Raw genomic sequence first — 21,100 nt, forward strand, 5'->3', positions numbered from 1 at the left:
AGATCTTGGGGAACTGTGGAAAAGAAGCCCGCCCTGGAAACTCGGCCGACTACTGGAGGAACGATGTCTCGCGAAAACGGCACCGGGAAAACTGCTGAGCCGTTGGAGATGTTGCACACCCACCGGGCCGATGAACCGCTGGGACCGCCGTTCCTTTCCGAATTGAAGACCGGTGTGCCGGTGTGGGTGGTGCAGCGTCATGCCGAAGCGCGGCAGGTGCTGACGGATCCGCGGCTGAACCGGGCGTCGCTCGTCGCGCCGGACGCGCCGCCGCACACGCCTTATCCGAATCTGCTGACCGACCCTTCCATTCTCAACAATCTCGACGGCGAGGAGCACCGGCGGCTGCGTCGGACGGTGAGCAAGGCGTTCGCGCCGCGCTCGATCGCGTTGTGGCGGCCTTGGGTCGCGTCGGTGGTGGACGGGCTTATCGATCGACTGATGGAAAAGCCGAAGCCCGCCGACATCATTTCCGGATTCGCGAGTTCGCTGCCCAGTTCGGTGCTGAGCAGGCTGATGGGCCTGGACGAATTCGACGGCGACCGGCTGGCGAACTTCTGCGATCATGCCTTTTCCACCACGGCTTTCCCGCCGGAGCAGGTGCAGGCGGTGCTGGGGGAGTTCGCGGCGTTCGGCGCGGAGGTCGTCGCCATGCGGCGTGCCGAGCCGGGTGACGACCTGGTCAGTTCGCTGATCAAGGCCGCGGACGAGGACGGCGGGTTGCCCGAGGAACAGCTCGTCGGCCTGGTCATCCTGCTGACGGTCGCCGGGCACGAGGTGACCACGACCGTCATCGGCAACACCCTGGTGTACCTGCTGACCGACGGCCGCGACGCCTGGCGTGAACTCGGCAGGGACGAGAGCCTCGCGCCGATCGCGGCCGAGCAGATGCTGCGCGGCATTTCGATCGGCGGTGACATTCTGCCGGGATTCCTGCGCCGGGCCGTCGAAGACGTCGAAATCGGCGGAGTGCTGATCAAAAAGGGTGAAATCGTCGCCGCCGACACCAAGATCGCCAATCTCGACCCCGAGGTTTATCCGAAAGACCCGCGTGAGGCGCCGTTCAGCGCGCTCGGCACACCACACCTCGCGCTCGGCGCAGGCCCGCACTATTGCCTCGGCGCCTGGCTGGCCAAGCTCGAAATGGAGCTGACGCTGCACCGGCTGCCGAACCGTCTGCCCGATCTGCGGCTGGACGTGGCGCCCGAGGACATCGAATGGCGTCCCGGTCAGATGACCCGTAGCCCGCAATCCTTGCCGGTCACCTGGTAGGTCAACCGCAGGGTTCGTTGTATCGCATGGGGGATTTGTCATGGCTGTTGCCATTGTTGGTATATCTTGCCGTTTTGCGCAGGCTGTCGATCTTTCGGAATTCTGGGCGCAGCTCAAAGCGGGCGCGAATCTCGTCACCGAAATACCGGCGGATCGCCGGGACGGTGCCGATTACCGGGCCGGTGCGCGCTGGGGCTCGTTCATTTCCGGCGTCGACCAGTTCGACGCGGGCTTCTTCGGCATCTCGCCGCGGGAAGCCGCCGCGATGGACCCGCAGCAGCGGCTGACGCTCGAACTGAGCTGGGAGGCGCTGGAGGACGCCGGAATCGTCGCGGAGTCCATCAGGGACACCCCGGCCGGTGTCTTCATCGGCGCGGGGCGCGACGACTACGCCCGGCTGTCCGAACGCGACAGTTCGCAGCACGCCTTCGCGGGACTGCAACGGGGAATCATCGCCAACCGCGTCTCGTACTTCTGCGGACTGCGCGGGCCGAGCATGGTCGTGGACACCGGGCAGTCGTCGTCGCTCGTCGCGGTTCACCTGGCCTGTCAGAGCCTGCTCGCCGGAGAATCCGAGATCGCGCTCGCGGGTGGCGTGAACCTCAATCTCGCGGCCGCGAGCGCACAGGACGCCGAGCGGTTCGGCGGGCTCTCGCCGGACGGCCGGTGCCACACCTTCGACGCGCGGGCCAACGGGTTCGTGCGCGGTGAGGGTGGTGCGGTGCTCGTGCTCAAGCCGCTGGCCGCCGCGGTCGCCGCCGGTGACCGGATCCACGGCGTGATCAGCGGTGGCGCGGTCAACAACGACGGCGGCGGCGACGGGCTCACCGTGCCGAGCCAGGCCGCGCAGGAAGCGGTGCTGCGTGCCGCCTGCGAGCACGCCGGGGTCGATCCCGCGCGGATCGGGTATGTCGAGCTGCACGGCACCGGCACCAAGGTCGGTGATCCGATCGAGGCCGCGGCGCTCGGCGCCGTGCATGGCGCCGCCCGCGCGGAGGACGAACCGTTGCCGGTGGGCTCGGTGAAGACCAACCTCGGTCACCTCGAAGCGGCGGCGGGGATCGCGGGGCTGCTCAAAGCCGTGCTCGCCATCCAGCACCAGGAAATCCCGGCCAGCCTGAACTTCGAAAACCCGAATCCGGAGATCCCGCTCGACGCGTTGCGCCTGCGGGTGTGCACCGAGGCGAAGGCGTGGGACGACGGCCCGAGGTTCGCCGGAGTGAGTTCGTTCGGCTTGGGCGGGACGAACTGCCACCTCGTGCTCAGCGAGCCGCCAGCGGCGCGCAAGACGCAAGCCGTTGCCGCGAAAGACCTTCCGTTCGTCCTTTATGGACGGTCGCCTGAAGCGTTGCGAGAGCAGGCCGTGCGGCTCGGCGAATACGTCGAGAACCACCCCGAGATTTCCCTGCTGGACCTCGCCTACTCGCTGGCGACCACGCGCACCGTGTTCGAACATCGGGCCACGTTCACGGTTTCGGACCGGGAAGCGTTGCTGTCCGGCCTGCGAGCGATCGCGGAGGGCGACATCCTGGAAAGCGGCCAGCCTGACTGGGACACGGTGTTCGAGGGCGCCGGCGTGGTCCGGCTGCCGACTTACCCGTTCCAGCGCACCCGCCACTGGGTGGACGGTGTGCGGCGACCGGTTCGGACGAAGACCCGATCGACCGACGACGCGCTGCTCAGGGTCGTGCGTGAACAGGCCGCGCTGGTGCTGGGGCACGCCGATCCCGCCGACGTCGATCCCGATCGCGCGTTCGCCGACCTCGGGTTCACCTCGCTCATGGGCGTCGAGCTGTACGAACGGCTCCAGCCACTGGTCGAGCGGCAGGTGTCCCAGACCGCGTTCCTCAACTACCCGACGGTCCGCGCGCTGGCCGAGCATCTGCGCGCGGCGCCCGAGACCACGGCCGCGCGCGCCAAGGCAGAGCCGGTCGACGAGCCGGTGGCGATCGTGGGCATGGCCTGCCGGTTCCCCGGCGGCATCGCGACACCGGACGACCTGTGGCGCGTGGCGGCGTCCGGCGTCGACGCGATCGGCGAGTTCCCTGTCGACCGGGGCTGGGACCTCGACACGCTCTTCGACCCGGACCCCGATCATGTCGGCACGTCGTACACCCGCAACGGCGGTTTCCTTTACGACGCAGGCGATTTCGACGCTTCGTTCTTCGGCATCTCCCCGCGTGAGGCGCTGACGACGGACCCGCAGCAGCGGCTGCTGCTGACCACCGCGTGGGAGGCGTTCGAGAGCGCGGGCATCGACCCGGCGTCCGTGCGGGGCAGCCGGACGGCGGTGTTCGCGGGCACGCTCAACCACGACTACATGCCGAGGGTGCACACCGTCCCGAAAGGACTCGAAGGGCACCTGATCACCGGAAACACGTCGAGCGTGGTGTCCGGGCGGCTCGCCTACTTCTTCGACCTCCGTGGCCCGGCGATCACTGTCGACTCGGCGTGCTCGTCGTCGCTGGTCGCGATGCACCTGGCCACCCAGTCGCTGGCGCGCGGCGAATGCTCGCTGGCGCTGGCAGGCGGTGTCACGGTGATGGCGACGCCGGAGATGTTCGTCGAGTTCTCGCGGATGCGGGGACTTTCGCCGGACGGCCGCTGCAAACCGTTCGCCGCCGCCGCGAACGGCACCGCCTGGGCCGAGGGCGCCGGGCTGCTCGTGCTGGAACGGCTGTCGGACGCCCGCCGCAACGGGCACCGGGTACTCGCGATCGTGCGCGGCTCGGCCGTCACGCAGGACGGCGCGTCCAACGGCATCTCCGCGCCGAGCGGGCCCGCGCAGGAACGGGTCATCCGCGACGCGCTCGACAGCGCCGGGCTGACCTCGGCCGACGTCGACGCGGTCGAGGCGCACGGCACCGGCACCCCGCTCGGTGACCCGATCGAAGCGCAGGCACTGCTCGCCACCTACGGCCAAGGCCGCCCGGCCGAGCGGCCGCTGCTGCTCGGCTCGCTCAAGGCCAACATCGGGCACGCGCAGGCCGCGGCCGGTGTCGGCGGCGTGATCAAGATGGTGCAGGCGATGCGGCACGGCGTGCTGCCCAAGATCCTGCACTTCGACGCGCCGAGCCCGCAGGTCGACTGGGCGAGCGGGCAGGTCGCGCCGCTCGCCGAGCACACGCCGTGGCCGGAGTCGCGGCGCCCGCGCCGCGCGGCCGTGTCGTCGTTCGGCATCAGCGGGACCAACGCGCACGTGATCCTCGAGCAGCCGCCCGCAGAACCACAGCAGGCGCGGCCGGTGCTGCCGTTGGTGCTGTCGGCCAAGACCGAGGTCGCGGTGCGGGCGCAGGCCGCCCAGCTCGCCGAGCACCTGGAACGCGAGCCGGACGTCGATCTCGCCGACGCCGGGTTCACCCTGGTGACCGGCCGGGCGCGGTTCGACCACCGCGCGGCCGTCGTCGGTCGTGACCGCGACGAGTTCCTCGCCGGGCTGCGCGCGGTCGCCGCAGGTAAGGCGGCGGCCGGCACGGCGGTCGGCCGGACGCACGGGAGTTCACAGCCGGTGCTGGTCTTTCCTGGCCAGGGCACGCAATGGGTGGGCATGGCGGTGGAGCTGCTGCGCACCAGCGCGGTCTTCGCCGAGGAGATGGCCGCCTGCGAGCGGGCGCTGGCCGAGTTCGTCGACTGGTCGCTGACCGGGGTGCTCGCCGACGCGGCCGCGCTCGAACGGGTCGACGTCGTCCAGCCCGCGCTGTGGGCGGTGATGGTGTCGCTGGCCGCCACTTGGCGGGCGCACGGCGTTTCGCCCGCCGCGGTCGTCGGGCACTCGCAGGGTGAGATCGCGGCCGCGACCGTCGCGGGTGGACTGTCGCTTTCGGACGGTGCGCGGGTGGTCGCGTTGCGCAGCAAGGCGATCCGGGCGTTGTCCGGCCAAGGCGGGATGGCCTCGGTCGGGCTTTCACGGGCCGAAGTCGACTTGAAGATCGAGCGATGGGCACTGCGGCTGTCCGTCGCGGCGGCCAACGGTCCAGCGTCCACTGTGGTCTCCGGAGAGCCGTCCGCGCTCGACGAGTTCGCCGAGGCGCTGGCGGCAGACGGTGTGCGGGTGCACCGGCTGCCGGTCGACTACGCGTCGCATTCGCCGCAGGTCGAACAGCTGCGCGAGGTGTTGCTGCGTGAGCTGGGCCCGATCGTGCCGCGCACGGGCGAGGTGCCGTTCCACTCCACGCTGACCGGCGAGCTGATCGACACCGCCGAGCTGGACGCCGAGTACTGGTATCGGAATCTGCGGAATCCGGTCGAGCTGCACCAGGTGCTCGATGCGCTGGCAGAGCGGCACGCCCTGTTCGTCGAGTGCAGCCCGCACCCGGTGCTGACCGTCGGCGTGCAGCAGATCCTGGAGGAGAAGGGACGCGACGGGCACGCGCTCGGCTCGTTGCGACGCGGCGACGGCGGTCTCGACCGGTTCCTGCTGGCACTGTCGATCGCGCACGCGCACGGCGCGGACGTCGACTGGACCACGGTGTTCCCGACCGGCAAGCACGTCGACGTGCCCACCTACCCGTTCCAGGTCGACCGCTTCTGGATGGTGCCGACCAGCACGACGGCCGCGAGCACCTCGGATCATCCGCTGCTCGACACCACGATCCCGCTCGCGGGCACCGACGGCCTGGTGTGCGCGGGCAAGCTGCCCCGGCAGAGCGAACCTTGGCTGACCGACCACGCGGTGACCGGGACGGCGCTGCTGCCGGGCACCGGGTTCGTCGAGCTGGCACTGCACGCGGGTGAGCTGACGGGCTGTGCGACGGTCGAAGACCTCGTGCTCGAACATCCGCTGCGGATCCCCGAGCGGGGCGCGGTCGAACTCCAGGTCGTCGTCGGCGGGCCCGGCGACGGCGGCAAGCGGGACGTGACCGTCCACTCGCGACTGAACGGCGACGAACCGTGGACCCGGCACGCGACCGGGACACTCGCTCCCGCGGCCACGGCCGGTGACTCGCTGACCGCGTGGCCGCCGCCCGGCGAGCCGGTCACGATCGACGACGCCTACGAAACGCTCGCCGATCTCGGCTACGAATACGGTCCCGCTTTTCAAGGGCTGCGCGCGATGTGGCGCGACGGCGCCGACCTCTACGCGGAGATCGCGCTGCCGCCGGAGGCGGGTGACGCCGAGCGGTTCGCCCTTCACCCGGCGCTGCTCGACGCCGCGCTCCACCCGCTCATCATCGCCGCTCCCGACGAGCTGCGGCTGCCGTTCTCCTTCGCGGACGTCTCGTTGCACGCCCGCGAAGCGACCATGCTGCGGGTGCGGCTGTCCGCGACGGGCGGCGGATTCGCGATCACGGCGGCGGACGGGGCGGGCGCGCCCGTGCTCAGCGCGCGCTCGCTCGCGTTGCGCCCGATCTCGGCCGAGCAGCTCGGCTCGGCGGGGCGCGGTCACCTGCGTTCGCTGTTCAAGGTCGAGTGGAAGCCGGTGACGGCAGCCGGGGCCGACGATCCCGATGTCGTGGTCACGCACGTGACCGCCGAAGGCGACGTGCGCGCGTGCCTTGAGCGCGTGCTCGGGACCGTGCGGGATTGGCTCAACGACAAGGAATCCGAGGCGCGGAAGCTGGTCGTGGTGACCAGCGGCGCGATCGCGACCGACGACGTCGACCTGGTCAGCGCGCCCGTGTGGGGGCTGTTGCGGACCGCGCAGTCGGAGAATCCCGGGCGTTTCGTGCTGGTCGACATGGCAGCACCGGCACCCGAGCTGCTTCGCGCCGCCATCGCGTCCGGCGAGCCACAGGTGGCCGTGCGAGACGGGCGGCTGCTCGCTCCGCGCCTGGTCAGGGCGAGCGTTCCGGCCGACGCGACGCCGCCGTCACTCGATGCCGGCACGACGTTGATCACCGGCGGCATCGGCACACTCGGCCGGTTGTTCGCGCGGCACCTCGTGACCGAGTACGGCGTGCGGCACCTCGTGCTGACCGGCAGGCGTGGCCGTGACACCGAAGGCGCGGCCGAGCTCGAAGCCGAACTGACCGGCCTCGGCGCGCAGGTGACCATCGCGGCCTGCGATGTCGCCGACGCGACGCAGCTGGCCGAGGTCGTGGCGGGCATCGCACCGCCGCTGACCGCCGTGATCCACGCGGCGGGTGTGCTCGACGACAGCACGGTCATCGCGCTCGACGCGCAGCGGCTGGACACCGTGCTGCGCCCGAAGGCCGACGGCGCCTGGAATCTGCACAAGCTCACCGAGCGGCTCGACCTCGCCGCGTTCGTGCTGTTCTCGTCGGTCGCCGGGATCGTCGGGAACCCGGGGCAGGGGAACTACGCCGCCGCCAACACCTACCTTGACGCGCTGGCGAGTCATCGCCGGGCGGCCGGGCTGCCCGCGACGACGCTCGCGTGGGGTTTGTGGGCGCAGGACACCGGCATGACCGGGCATCTCAGCGCGCTCGACCGATCGCGGATGGCCCGCAACGGCCTGGTCCCGATGGACGCCGAATTCGGGCTCGCGTTGTTCGACGCCGCGCTCGCCTTGGACGAGCCGCTGGTGGTGCCGGTGCGGCTCGACCTGGGCGCGTTGCGCGAGTCCGGGACGCGGCCGCCGCTGTTCGCCGAGCTGCTGGGCACTGTGCGTACGGCCGCCGCCGGGCAGGCGGCGCCGGTCCGTGACGAGAAGGCGATGCTGGACCTCGTCCGCGCGACGACGGCCACCGTGCTCGGCCTCGACCCGTCGGACGCGGTGCGCGACGACCAGGCTTTCGGCGAAGCGGGCGTCAACTCGTTGTCCGCGCTGGAACTTCGCAACGAGCTCAATGCCGTGACCGGGCTGCGGCTGCCCGCGACCGCCGTGTTCGACTACCCGACTCCGGCCGCGCTCGCGAGCTACCTGGCCGACCAGACCTGGGGCTCAGCGGCTGTCGTGGTGGAGCCGCCTCGGACGTCCACTGTGGACGAGCCGATCGCCGTGGTGTCGATGGCGTGCCGGTTGCCGGGCGGAGTGTCCGATCCGGACGGTCTGTGGCGGCTGGTGGCCGAGGGACGGGACGCGGTCGGGCCGTTCCCGGCCGGGCGTTGGGATGTCGAGGCGCTCTACGACCCGGATCCGGAGGCGCCGGGGAAGTCCTACGCGCGGCATGGCGGGTTCCTGGACGACATCGAGTCGTTCGACGCCGGGTTCTTCGGCATCACGCCGAAAGAGGCCGCGGCGATGGATCCGCAGCAGCGGTTGTTGCTGGAGACGACGTGGGAAGCGTTGGAGCGCGCCGGAATCGTGCCCGCCTCGCTCGCGGGCAGCGGTACCGGTGTGTATGTCGGGATGATGGCCAGTGACTACTTGGTGGGTTCGCGGCTGGATCAGATGGACGGGTATGTCGGCACGGGGTCCGCGCTGAGTGTCGCTTCAGGACGGTTGGCTTACGCGTTGGGCTTGCACGGGCCCGCGTTGACTGTGGACACGGCGTGCTCGTCGTCGCTGGTGGCGGTGCAGTTGGCCGTGCAGGCGTTGCGGTCCGGTGAATGTGACCTGGCGTTGGCCGGTGGTGTCACGGTCATGGTGACGCCGCAGTTGTTCGTGGAGTTCAGCCGGTTGCGGGGGTTGTCGCCGACGGGCCGTTGCCGGTCGTTCTCCGATGATGCCGACGGCGCTGTTTGGGCCGAGGGCGCGGGAATGGTCGTGCTGAAGCGTCTCAGTGACGCTCAGCGTGACGGGGACCCGGTTTTGGCGGTGTTGCGGGGTATCGCGGTCAATCAGGATGGCCGCAGCCAGGGGCTTTCCGCGCCGAACGGGCCCGCGCAGGAGGCCGTGATCCGGCGGGCGTTGGCGCAGTCCGGGCTGGAGCCGGGCGACGTTGACTACGTCGAGGCGCATGGCACGGGCACCCCGCTGGGTGATCCGATCGAGGCGAACGCGTTGGCGCAGGTCTTCGGTGGGCGGGAGCGTCCGCTGTACGTCGGCTCGTTGAAGTCGAATCTCGGGCACGCCCAGGCGGCCGCGGGGATCGCCGGTTTGATCAAGGTCGTGCAGTCGTTGCGCCACGGGACTTTGCCCGCGAGCTTGCACGCGGAGACGTTGAGCCAGCACGTGGATTGGGATGGCAGCGGCTTGCACGTGCTTCAGGAGGCAACCGCCTGGCCTGTGGCTTCCGGGCGGGTCAGGCGAGCGGGGATCAGCTCGTTCGGGATCAGCGGCACCAACGCGCATCTGATCATCGAAGAGGCGCCGGCGGCCGAGATCGCCTCGGCGCCGGAAGCGGCGGCGACCCTGTTCCCGTTGTCCGGCCGCACACTTCCCGCGTTGCGCGGGCAGGCGAGGCGGCTGCACGAGTTCCTCGAAAGCAAGCCCGAGTCGGGATCGGCCGCGGTCGCGGCGACGCTGGCGCACCGCCGGACCCACTTCGACCACCGCGCGGTGGTGCGGGCGTCGAGCCGCGACGAACTGCTCGCGGCACTGCGGGCACTGGCCGACGGGGAATCCGGCGAGTCGATCGTGACCGCCCGGCAGCCGGTCTCCGCCGGTAAGGTCGCGTTCGTTTTCCCTGGTCAGGGGGCGCAGTGGGCAGGCATGGCCCGCGATCTGATCGAAACCGACGCGGTCTTCGCGGAGTCGGTCGAACGGTGTGACGCCGCGTTGCGTGCCCACGTCGACTGGTCGGTACTGGCGGTGCTGCGTGGTGACGACGGCGCGCCGTCGTTGGATCGGGTGGACGTCGTGCAGCCCGCGCTGTTCACGGTCATGGTGTCGCTGGCCGCGGTCTGGCGTGCTCGCGGGATCGAGCCGGATGGCGTGGTCGGGCACAGCCAGGGTGAGGTCGCCGCGGCCTGTGTCGCCGGCGCGCTGAGCCTTGAGGACGCGGCCGCGGTCGTCGCGGTGCGCGGGCGGGCGCTGACCGAGCTGTCCGGCACCGGCGGCATGGCCGTGGTCGCGTTGTCCCGCATCGAGGCCGAGGAGCGTGTCGGTGGGCGGGTGTCGATCGCCGCGGTGAACAGCGGCCGGGCGACCGTCATCGCCGGGGACGACGCGTCGCTGGACGAGCTGCTCGCCGAGTTCGCGCGTGACGAGATCTTCGCGCGCCGGGTCGACGTCGATTACGCCTCGCACAGTCCGCTGGTCGAGCCGGTCCGCGACCGGATCATCGCCGGGCTCGACGGCATCGCCACCTCCCGGCCCGAGATCGACTGGTACTCGACGGTGACCGGTTTCGTGCTGGCCGACGGCACACCGGACGCCTACTGGTACGAGAATCTGCGGCGGACTGTCCTTTTCGGACCGACCGTCGAACGGATGGTCGCCGACGGCTACCGCCACTTCGTCGAGCTGAGCCCGCATCCGGTGCTGCTGACCGCGCTGGAAACCATCGGCGACGACCTGGTCGCCGTCGGCTCGCTTCGCCGCGGTGAGGACGGGGCGGCTTGCCTCGACCGCGCACTCGCGCAACTGCACGTCCACGGGCTGCCCGTCGACTGGGGGCGTCTGGTCCCTGACACGGGCGCGGCCGATCTGCCGACCTATGCCTGGGACGGCGAGCGGCACTGGCTCGAACCCGAGCAGGCCGTCGATGGACCGGGCCTGTTCGACCGGGCGGCGCATCCGCTGCTCGGTGTGCAGGTGCAGTCGGCCGACGAAAGCCGGTGGACGTTCCGTAACGAATGGACGCCGTCCACAGTGGACTGGCTGCCGGATCACGCCGTGTTCGGGCGGATCGTGGTGTCGGGCACGACGGTGCTGGAGCTGTGCCGGGCCGCGCTCGCCGTCGCCAGGCCGGACTACCCGGCCGAGGTGGCTGACCTGCTGCTGATCGCGCCGGTCGTGGTGAGCGGGCCGGTCGAGGTGTCCGTCGAGGTCACCGGCACGGAGATCACCGTCCACAGTCGACTGCGGGGCGAGGCTTGGACGCTGAACGCGACCGCCTCCGCAGCCGAAGCCGCTGCGACGACCGGGCGGCCGCCAGTGTGGCCAGAAGCCGTTGAACCCGCGTGGAGTCCGGAGGCCTACGAGGAGCTGGCGACGCTCGGACTCGGTTATGGACCGGCCTTCCAGTGCGTGCGGGACGTCGTGCTGACCGGCGAGAACGAGCTGCTGGCCCGGCTTTCGCTACCGTCGTCGGCGCGGGACCTGGCCGATCCGTATCCGGTCCACCCGGCGCTCCTGGACGCGGCGTTGCACGTGGCCGCCGCCTTCGAGGGCGGGATCGCGGCCGACGGCCGGGTCCGGCTTCCGGCTGCGATGGGCCGGGCCACGCTCGGGCGGGCCGGGGGAGGTGACCTCCTCGTCGCGGTGCGGCGAACCGAGGTCGGCGGTGACCTCACACTGGACGTGAGCTTGTGGGATGCCGACGGTTTCGCGGTGGGGCGCTTGGAGAACGTGCGGTCGCGGTCGGCCAGCGCGGCCGATCTCGCCGAGGGCTCGGGCACTGGGCGGCACCTGTACGAGGTTGCGTGGACGGCCGTGCTCGCACAGCCTGCCGAGCCTTCGGGCGAGTGGACCGTCATCGGTGATGCGGCTGTCCGGGCCGAGTTTGAAGCGGCCGGTGTCCAGGTCAGTGACACGGGCGGCGATGTTGTCGTCCGGGTGTGGCCACGGCTCGACTCCGCGCAGGAGCTTGCCGAGGCCGGTCTCGCCGAACTTCAGGCGCTCATCGCCGCGGGCGAGGACGCGCCCACCCGGACGATCTGGGTGACCGACGGCGCGATCGCGGCGACCGACGACGACACGGTCCCGAATCTGCCGCAGTCGGTGCTGTGGGGACTGGCCCGCTCGGCCCGCGCCGAGCACCCGGACCTGGGGTTGGCCCTGGTCGACGGCTCGGCCTCGCTCCTCGACGCGCTCTCACAGCCGGACGAACCCGAGCTGGCCGTCCGCTCGGGCGCCCTGCTCGCGCCTCGCCTCGTGCGTGCGGTCGTGAGTGGTATGGCCGGTTCTAACCGGCCTAGACACTCACGACCCCAGGGTGCGGTGCTGATCACGGGTGGTCTGGGCGGCGTGGGGCGGAACATCGCCAGGCTCCTGGCTGAGCGCGGTGTCCGGAGGCTGCTTTTGACGTCACGCCAAGGGCCTGCGGACCCGCGTGCCGACGAAATCGTCGCGGAGTTGGCGGCGCTGGGGACCGAGGTCGAGGTCGTGGCGTGCGATGTCTCGGTCGAGGCTGATGTCGCCGCGGTCGTGGGCCGGGGCGCGCTGGCGGGTGTCGTGCACTGCGCGGGGGTGCTGGACGACGGGGTCGTCGCGGAGCTGACGTCGGAGCGGCTGGCCACGGTGCTGGGACCCAAGGTCGACGGCGCCGTCCACCTGCATCGGCTGACCGCCGGGCTGCCGCTGGAGATGTTCGTCCTGATCTCGTCGGTGGCCGGGGTGATCGGCAACGCGGGGCAGGCCAACTACGCGGCGGCCAACGTCTTCCTCGACCAGCTCGCCCGGCAGCGGCGGGCGTCGGGGCTGCCGGGCATGTCGATCTCGTACGGTGCCTGGGCCGATGAGGGCCTGGCCGTCGATCACGCCGACCTCAAGCGGATGGCGCGGTTCGGGTACGGCGCGTTCAGCTCGGAGCAGGGCCGTGACGTCACCGAACTCGCGCTGCGGCACGGCGGTTCGCACGTCGTCGCCTGGAATCTCGCGTTGTCCCGGCTGCGGGTGACCCCGTTGCTGCGCTCGCTGGCGCCCGCTCAGCGCGTCGAGCGCGACGACAGCCTGGCGGAGCGGCTCGCGGGTTTGCCGGAAGCCGAGCGCGCCGAACGCGTGCTGGCGCTGGTGCGTGAGGAGACGGCTCGCGCGCTCGGGCTGCGTTCGACGGAGTCCGTCCGGCCGGACCAGCCGATCCGCGAACTCGGCATGGACTCGCTGACCGCGGTCGAACTGCGCAACCGGATCGGCGCCCGTATCGATTCCCGGCTCCCGGCGACCCTGTTGTTCGACCATCCGACGCCGGCGCGGCTCAGCGAGTACCTGCTCGGCACGGTGTTCGCGACGAAGAGCCGTCCCGTGGTGGTGGAGCGGCCTCGGATGTCCACTGTGGACGAGCCGATCGCCGTGGTGTCGATGGCTTGCCGGTTGCCCGGCGGGGTGAGCGATCCCGAAGGCTTGTGGCGGTTGGTGGCCGACGGTCGCGACGCGGTCGGGCCGTTCCCGGCTGAGCGTTGGGATGTGGAGGGGCTTTACGACCCGGATCCGGACGCGCCGGGCAAGTCCTATGCGCGCCATGGCGGTTTCCTGGACGACATCGAGTCGTTCGACGCGGGCTTCTTCGGCATCACGCCCAAGGAAGCCGAAGCGATGGATCCGCAGCAGCGGCTCCTGCTGGAGACGACCTGGGAAGCGTTGGAGCGCGCGGACATCGTGCCCGCCGACCTTTCCGGCAGCGGCACCGGCGTGTACGTCGGGATGATGGCCAGCGACTACCTGGTGGGTTCGCGGCTGGACCAGATGGACGGCTACGTCGGCACCGGGTCCGCGCTGAGCGTGGCCTCGGGTCGGCTGGCATACGCGCTGGGGCTGCACGGTCCCGCGTTGACCGTGGACACGGCGTGCTCGTCGTCGCTGGTGGCGGTGCAGCTCGCGGTGCAGGCGCTGCGGTCGGGGGAGTGCGATCTCGCGCTGGCCGGTGGCGTGACGGTCATGGTCACGCCGCAGCTGTTCGTCGAGTTCAGCCGCTTGCGCGGGCTGTCGCCGACAGGGCGTTGCCGGTCATTCTCCGATGAGGCCGACGGCGCCGTCTGGGCCGAGGGCGCCGGGATGGTCGTGCTGAAACGACTGAGCGACGCCCAGCGCGACGGCGACCGGGTTTTGGCTGTGCTGCGCGGAATCGCGGTCAACCAGGACGGCCGCAGCCAGGGGCTTTCGGCACCCAACGGGCCAGCGCAGGAGCAGGTGATCCGGCGCGCGCTGGCGCAGTCCGGGCTGGAGCCGGGCGACCTCGATTACGTCGAAGCGCACGGCACCGGCACCTCGCTGGGTGACCCGATCGAGGCCAACGCGCTCGCGCAGGTCTTCGGCGAGCGGGAACGGCCGCTGTACATCGGGTCGTTGAAGTCGAACCTCGGGCACGCCCAGGCGGCCGCCGGGATCGCGGGCTTGATCAAGGTCGTGCAGTCCCTGCGCCATGAGACGCTGCCCGCGAGCCTGCACGCCGACACCCTCAGTCGGCATGTCGACTGGGACGCCAGCGGCTTGCAGGTGCTTCAGGAGGCGACCGCCTGGCCTGCGGGTTCGGGGCGGGTCCGGCGTGCCGGGGTCAGCTCGTTCGGGATCAGCGGCACCAATGCGCACCTCGTCGTCGAAGAGGCGCCGCGGGAGACGGTCGAGCCCGTGAACGACGAGCCTGGCCAGCGGCTTTACGTCCTGTCGGGGCGCAGTGAGGCCGGGCTCCGAGGTCAGGCCGCCCGGCTGGCCGGGCACTTGGCCGACTCCGATCTGGCGGGCGTCGCCGACGCGCTCGCGCGGTACCGCAGTCACTTCGAATGGCGGTCGGCGATCGTGGCGGGCGACCGCGAGGAACTCCGTGACGCGCTGAACCAGGTGAGCACGGGCAGGCTCACCCCGCCGCGCGACGAACAGCCGGGCAAGGTGGCGTTCGTCTTCTCCGGGCACGGCGGCCAATGGCCCGGGATGGCCCTTGAACTGCTGGACGGCTCCGAGGCGTTCCGCGCCGAGCTGACCAGGATCGATGAGGTGATCACGAGGCAGGCGGGCTGGTCGGTCCTCGACGTCCTGCGTGACCCGACGATCGACCGGACCGAAGTCCTGCAGCCGGTGTTGTTCGCGGTCAACGCGGCGCTCGCTGCCGCTTGGCGACCGCTCGGCGTCACCCCGGACGCGGTGGCGGGCCACAGCCTCGGCGAGATCGCGGCCGCCTGTCACGCGGGCGCGCTGGACCTCGAGGACGCCGTGGCCGCGGTGCTCGGCCGAGCGCAGGTTACGGCTCCGCTCGCCGGGCAGGGCGGCATGATCGCCGTGCCGCTGCCGGTTTCCGAGGCCGAAGAACTGCTTGCCCCGTACGCGGGCAGGCTGTTCGTCGCCGCGGTCAACAGCCCCGGCGCGACGGCCATCGCGGGCGACGCCGGCGCGCTGGCCGAGTTGCGCGGGGAACTCGAAGGCGTGCGCGTCCTGACGACTCCGTTCGCCTCGCACACCCCGCTCATGGAACCGGTGCGTGACGCGCTGCTCGACCGGCTCGCCGGGATCCACGGGCAGGCCGCGGCGATCCCGCTGTACTCGACCGTGCTGGGCGAACCCGTCGCGGGTGATCGGCTGGATGCCGAGTACTGGTACGGAAATCTCAGCAAGCCGGTGCGGTTCGCCGACACGATCCGGCGGATGCTCGACGACGGCTATCGCTACTTCGTCGAGCTCAGCCCGCATCCGACGTTGCTCTCGGCCATCGAGGCGACGGCCGCCGAGGCCGGGATCGACGCGGTCGGCGTCGGATCGCTGCGTGAAAACCAAGGCCACGGCGCTTTGCTGCGCGGGCTGGGGGAGTTGTACGTCGCCGGGCACACGCCGGACTGGACGGCCTCGCCCAGTCGTGGCGGGCGCGTCGACCTGCCGACCTACGCCTTCGCCACCGAGCGCCACTGGCGGACGCCCGTGACGGCCGTCGGCAGCGGCTCCGAGCTGCTCGGCACGCATGTCGAGTCCAGCGACGAGCCCGGCCGCCACCTCTACCAGTGCGAGATCGATCTGCGGGACAGCCGTTTCGGCTACCTGGCCGAGCACCGGGTCAACGGTGAGGCCTGGTTGCCTGGCGCCGCTTTCCTCGACATGGCACTGGAAGCCGCGGGACCGGACGCGCATCTCGTCGACGTGCGGTTCCTCCAGCCGCTGGCGCTCGACGCGGAGAAACCCGTCCGATTGCAGCTCGTGCTGCGGCCCGCCGAAGACGGCGCGCTGACGTTCACCATCGCGTCCGCGGCGGCGGGTGAGCCGTGGGAAAGGCATGTCACCGGACGTGTCGAGCTCACTGGCGAGGAACTGGCCGCCGATCTGCGGCTCGACGCGGTGCGCGAAGAGGCCGTCGACGAGGTCGACCTGCCTGCCGTGTACGCGGGGTTGAGCGCGCGCGGCATCGAGTACGGCCCGGTTTTCCGTGCGCTGGAACAGGGATCTCGCGGACCTGAGGTGGCACTGGGACGGTTGGCCGCACGGTCCGCGCCGGGGTACCTCGTGCATCCCGCGATCCTGGACGCCGCCTTCCACACGGCCGTCTTGCCGGGCAACGCGCCGACGGGGACGTTCGTGCCCGCCGGGGTGGGACGGCTGCGGTTCACCGGTCTCCGTGGCACGCCCGCGTGGGTGAGCTGCCGTCTGCGGTCGGTTTCCGAGGACGCGGCCACCGTCGACTTCGGCGTTTGGGACGAGAACGAGCGGTTGCTGCTGGAGATCGAGCAGCTCCGGCTCGCGGCGCTTTCCCCGCTCGACAGCGCGTTGTTCGAGACGCGCTGGCAACCGCGTCCGGCCGCGCAGGGTTCACCGGCGACCGGCGAGTGGCTGATCCTGGTCGACGAAAGCGGGGTGGCCGACGAACTCGCTGTCCACTGTGGATCGGCGGTCGTCGCACGCCGGGGCACGGCCTACGCCGGCGAGGGAGCGGGTCGTTACGTCGTCGACCTGACTGATCCCGGGCACCTGGAACGCTTGCTGCGCGAGGCTTTCCCGGACGGGCCGCCCGCCCGGATCGTCCAGCTGACCGCGCTCGACACTCCGGCGATCGAGGACGCCACGTCCGCCGAAGAGGCGGCGCGGCTCTGCTGCCTGAGCACGGCAGCATTGGTCCGCGCGCTCGACGGCCGGGCGTCTCGCCTGTTCGTGGTCGTCCGCGGCAGCCAGCCCGCCGGTGACAGCACCTCGGTGGCAAACCCGCACCAGGCGCTCGCTTGGGGCTTCGGGCTCGCGGTGGCGCAGGAGCACCCCGAGCTGTCGACCACGCTGATCGACCTGCCGGAGACGGGCGGCGTCGACGCGCTGTGGGCCGAGCTGTCGCACGCGGACGACGAACGCCTGATCGCGTTGCGCGAAGGACGTTTCGTGCCCCGGCTCGCTCGAACTCAGCCCGACGGCGGCGACTTCGCGCCGGACGGCGTGCACCTGATCACCGGCGGCCTGGGCGGTCTCGGCAAGGTGGTGGCCGAGCGGCTCGTCCGGCGCGGCGTCCGCAGACTCGCCTTGCTGAGCCGTGGCACGCCCGGCGCGGAGACCCAAGCCTGGATCGACGGGCTCGAACGACAAGGCGTGACTGTCCACTTGGGACGCGCTGATGTCGCCGACCGAGACGGTCTCACGGCAGCCCTGGATGCGTTGCGGCGCAAGGCAGGGCCGATCGCCACGGTCGTGCACGCGGCCGGTGTGCTCGACGACGCGACGATCGCGAACCTGACCGAGGAGAACGTCCGGCGCGTCCTCGCACCCAAGGTGCTGGGCACCGTGCTGCTCACCGAGCTGATTCCGGAGGCGGACCTGGTGCTGTTCGGCTCGGTCGCCGGGCTGCTGGGTTCGGCGGGACAGAGTCCGTACTCGGCGGCGAACGCGTTCCTCGACGCCTGGTCGCATCACCTGTCGCGCACCGGCCGGCGGGCGCTGAGCCTGGACTGGGGCGCCTGGTCCGGCGTCGGCATGGTCGCCGACTCCGGCGCCGACCTCAGCGCGTCCGGCGTGATCGCCTTCTCCCCGCAGGAGGGCGGCGACCTGTTCGACCGGGTGCTGACCAGCGGTCGCCGTCAGCTCGCGCCTCTCGCGCTCGACACGAACCTGCTCGACGCCAGGCCGATCTTGGCCGACCTCGTCACCGCCACGGCCGTCTCGGACGATCTCGCCGAGGCCGTCTTCGCGGCGGCCACCGAGCAGGAGCGGATCGCCAGGCTCGACGCCTACGTCCGGGCGAGGGTGGCCGACGTGAGCGGGGGAGCGGCGGCGTCGGCGCAGTCGTTGAAGGAACTGGGTTTGGACTCGCTGATGGTCGTCCGGCTGCGCAATGCCTTCCTCCGCGACCTGGGCGTCGAACTCCCGGCGGCCGAGGTGTTCGAGGCCGACGACATCGGCGCGCTGGCCCGGACCTTGGCCATGGCGCTTCCGTCCCAGGCTGTCCGGCCGGACACAGCCGTGCTCACCGCGGAGGTGCCGGACCCGGATGTCCGGCCCGCGACCCGCGATGTCGTGCGGCTGCTGCGCAGTGCCCAGCCGGGCATGCCCGCCGCGGCACACGGCGTCGGCCTCGCGTTGCGGCTGACCACGCCGACCACCCGCGACGAGCTGCACGGCATCCTCGCCAAGCTCGGCGCCCGGCACGCCGCGCTGCGCACCGGGATCGTGCCCGCCGACGCGGGTGGCTGGGAGCTGCGCGTCGATCGGAAGGTCACCGACCTCCTGTATTGGACGGTCGCCGTGGGCGAGCTCGACCCGGCCGAGCGGTTGCGGACGCTGCTGGAGCCGCCGTTCGACCTGGCGCAGCCGTCGCTGTGGCGGTTCGAGCTGGTCGACGGCGGCGAGCAGGGGCAGATCCTGGTGTTCGGCGCGCATCACGCGGTCAGCGATCTCCAGTCGCTGCTGCTGATCGCCGGGCAGATCGACGCCGGGCTGGGCGGCGCGCCGCTCGACGGCACGATCACCAACCGCGATCTCGACCTGCTCATCGAGGCACAGCAAGGCGGCGGCCGGGCGAGCGCCGAGTGGCGCGAGCTTTTCCACGGCAGCCGGCGGCTCGACCTGGAGCTTGCTCAGGCTCGGCCGGCGGCACGGTCGTTCCGCGCGGGCAGTGCGAGCGTGACGATGCCCGCCGAGCTGATGGAACGGGTGACGGCCGCCGCGAACAAGCTGGCCATCACCCCGGCCGCCTTCTGCCTAGGCACGCTGACCGTGCTGCTGGCCAGGAAGCAGGAGCGGGAACGGTTCGTGCTCGCCGTGCCGGTGGACACCCGCATCCACGCGGACGCCTACGACGCGGTCGGCTTCTTCGGCGTGCCGGTGCCGTTCCCGGCGGAGGCACGCGTGGGCGAACCGGTCGCCGAGGTGCTCCGCCGCACAGACGGACGCCTGCGCCGGATCCTCGACCGTGGCGCGATGTTCTCCGACGTGCTCGCCACTCTCGCGAGGCAGGGACTGCGCCGGGACAACGCGCCGCTCGTCGAGGTCTACTTCAACTACATCCGGTCGTCGGGACGGCTGAACCAGGTTGAGGTGCTGCCCGCAGGCACCGGCTACTCCGACTTGGATCTGATGATCACCCTGATCCCGGACGCGGAACTTGTCCGGCTCGACTACAACCTCGACATCCTCGACGCCGCAACGGGTTCCGGGCTGGGCGAGGAGTTCGTCCGGCTGCTCGGGGAGCTGACCGAGGACACGAGCGCGCCGACCGCCACACCGGGGCTGGCGCTCGCGGCCACCTTCGCGCTCGGCAATCTGCCGTTGCTGTGCTCGGCGGCGCTCGGCGCCGACGGGCCGAAGCTCGCGGAGGCGCCGTATCACCAGGTTCTCGCGGCGCTCAAGGATCCCGCCGGCGTCTTCGCGGCGTCGGAGATCGGGATCGTGCTGCTGCGGGCGGCCGACCTCGGCCGGTTCGGCCCGGTCGACGACGCGATGCTCGCCGAGTTGCGCACCGCCTTCGTGACGGCGTTCAAAGCGAACCGTAAACCGTTGATCGTCGGCTTCCTGCCCACCGCGCGGCAGGAAGATCGGTTCACGCGCTGGGAAAGCGAGATCGTGGCCGAACTCACGGAACTGCCCGGCATCGCGGTGCTCGATGACTGGGACCGGCACCACCCGGGTGGGGAGCGGTTCGATCAGCGGACCGAGCGGCTGGCGCATCTGCCGTTCACCGCGCCGTTCCAGGCGGCGGTGGCGTTGCGGCTGGCCGAGACGATCACGGCGGTGCGCCGTCGCGCGCCCAAGGTGATCGCGGTCGACGGCGACGAAACGCTGTGGGGTGGTGTCGCGGGCGAGATCGGCGCCGAAGCCGTCGACCTCGGCGGCCCGCGTGCCTTGCTCGCGCGCAGGCTGCTTCAGTGGCGGGAGGCGGGCGCGTTGCTGATGCTCGTCTCCAACAACGATGAGGACACCGTCCGCGCGGTGCTCGACCGGCCGGAAAGCGTGCTGAAACCCGAGCATTTCAGCGTGTTCTCGGCCGCTTGGGGCCCGAAGCCCGAGCGAGTGGCCGAGGCGGCGCGCACGCTCAACGTGGGTGTCGACAGCTTCCTGTTCCTCGACGACAACCCGGCCGAGATCGCCAAGGTGCGGTCGGTGTTGCCCGAAGTGCTGGCGGTGACCTGTCCTCCGACGGGTGAACTGGCTGAGTTCCTGGCGAGATTGTGGCCGCTCGTTCCGGCGGCGGCGACCGCCGAAGACGCCTTGCGCGCCAAGTTCTACGAGCAGGAGCGCGAGCGTGACGCGGCCAGTGAGGAGGCGGGCTTCGAGCAGTTCCTCGCCGAGCTGGAACTCGAGGTCGACATCACGGCCGTGTCCGATTCGGACGTCGCGCGGGCTGAGCAACTTGTCAGCCGTACCAACCAATTCACCCTGCGTGCCCGCTCGGCGGACGGCGGTGACGCCGGACGCTGGCGTGACCAGGGCGAACTGTGGATCGCCGCGGCGCGTGACCGGTTCGGCGACTACGGGCAGATCGGCCTGCTCGCGGTCCGCGTCGACGACGGGCGGCTGGACGTGCTGGCCTGGCAACTGAGCTGCCGGGCGCTCGGCCGTGGTGTGGAGGAGCGCCTGCTGCAGTGGCTGGCGGGGCGTGCCGAGGAGCTCGGCTGCGCCTCGGTCCGGCTGACCGCCGAACGCACCCCGCGCAACGTGCCCGCCAGGCGGCTGCTGGCCGCGCTCGGCGGCGGCGGGCAGGACGACGAGCGGCTCGAGGTCGTCCGTACCCCGGATGAGCTGAGGGTATTCCGCTCTTGGGAGCAACGATGA

2 protein-coding genes are annotated in these 21,100 nt (G+C 71.1%); both read left to right on the forward strand.

Annotation, left to right across the window (positions count from 1 at the left end; all coding sequences use genetic code 11):
* Positions 1 to 63 precede the first annotated feature (63 nt).
* Entirely contained in the window at positions 64 to 1,272 is a 1,209-nt protein-coding gene (locus tag AB5J62_RS17910) for a cytochrome P450 (RefSeq protein ID WP_370949355.1), read from the forward strand.
* A 40-nt stretch (positions 1,273 to 1,312) separates the two neighbouring features.
* Positions 1,313 to 21,100, forward strand: coding sequence for an SDR family NAD(P)-dependent oxidoreductase (locus AB5J62_RS17915; protein WP_370949356.1), 19,788 nt, complete (start codon positions 1,313 to 1,315; stop codon positions 21,098 to 21,100).

Origin of the sequence: Amycolatopsis sp. cg5 (assembly GCF_041346955.1) — a bacterium.
Taxonomy (GTDB): Bacteria; Actinomycetota; Actinomycetes; order Mycobacteriales; family Pseudonocardiaceae; genus Amycolatopsis.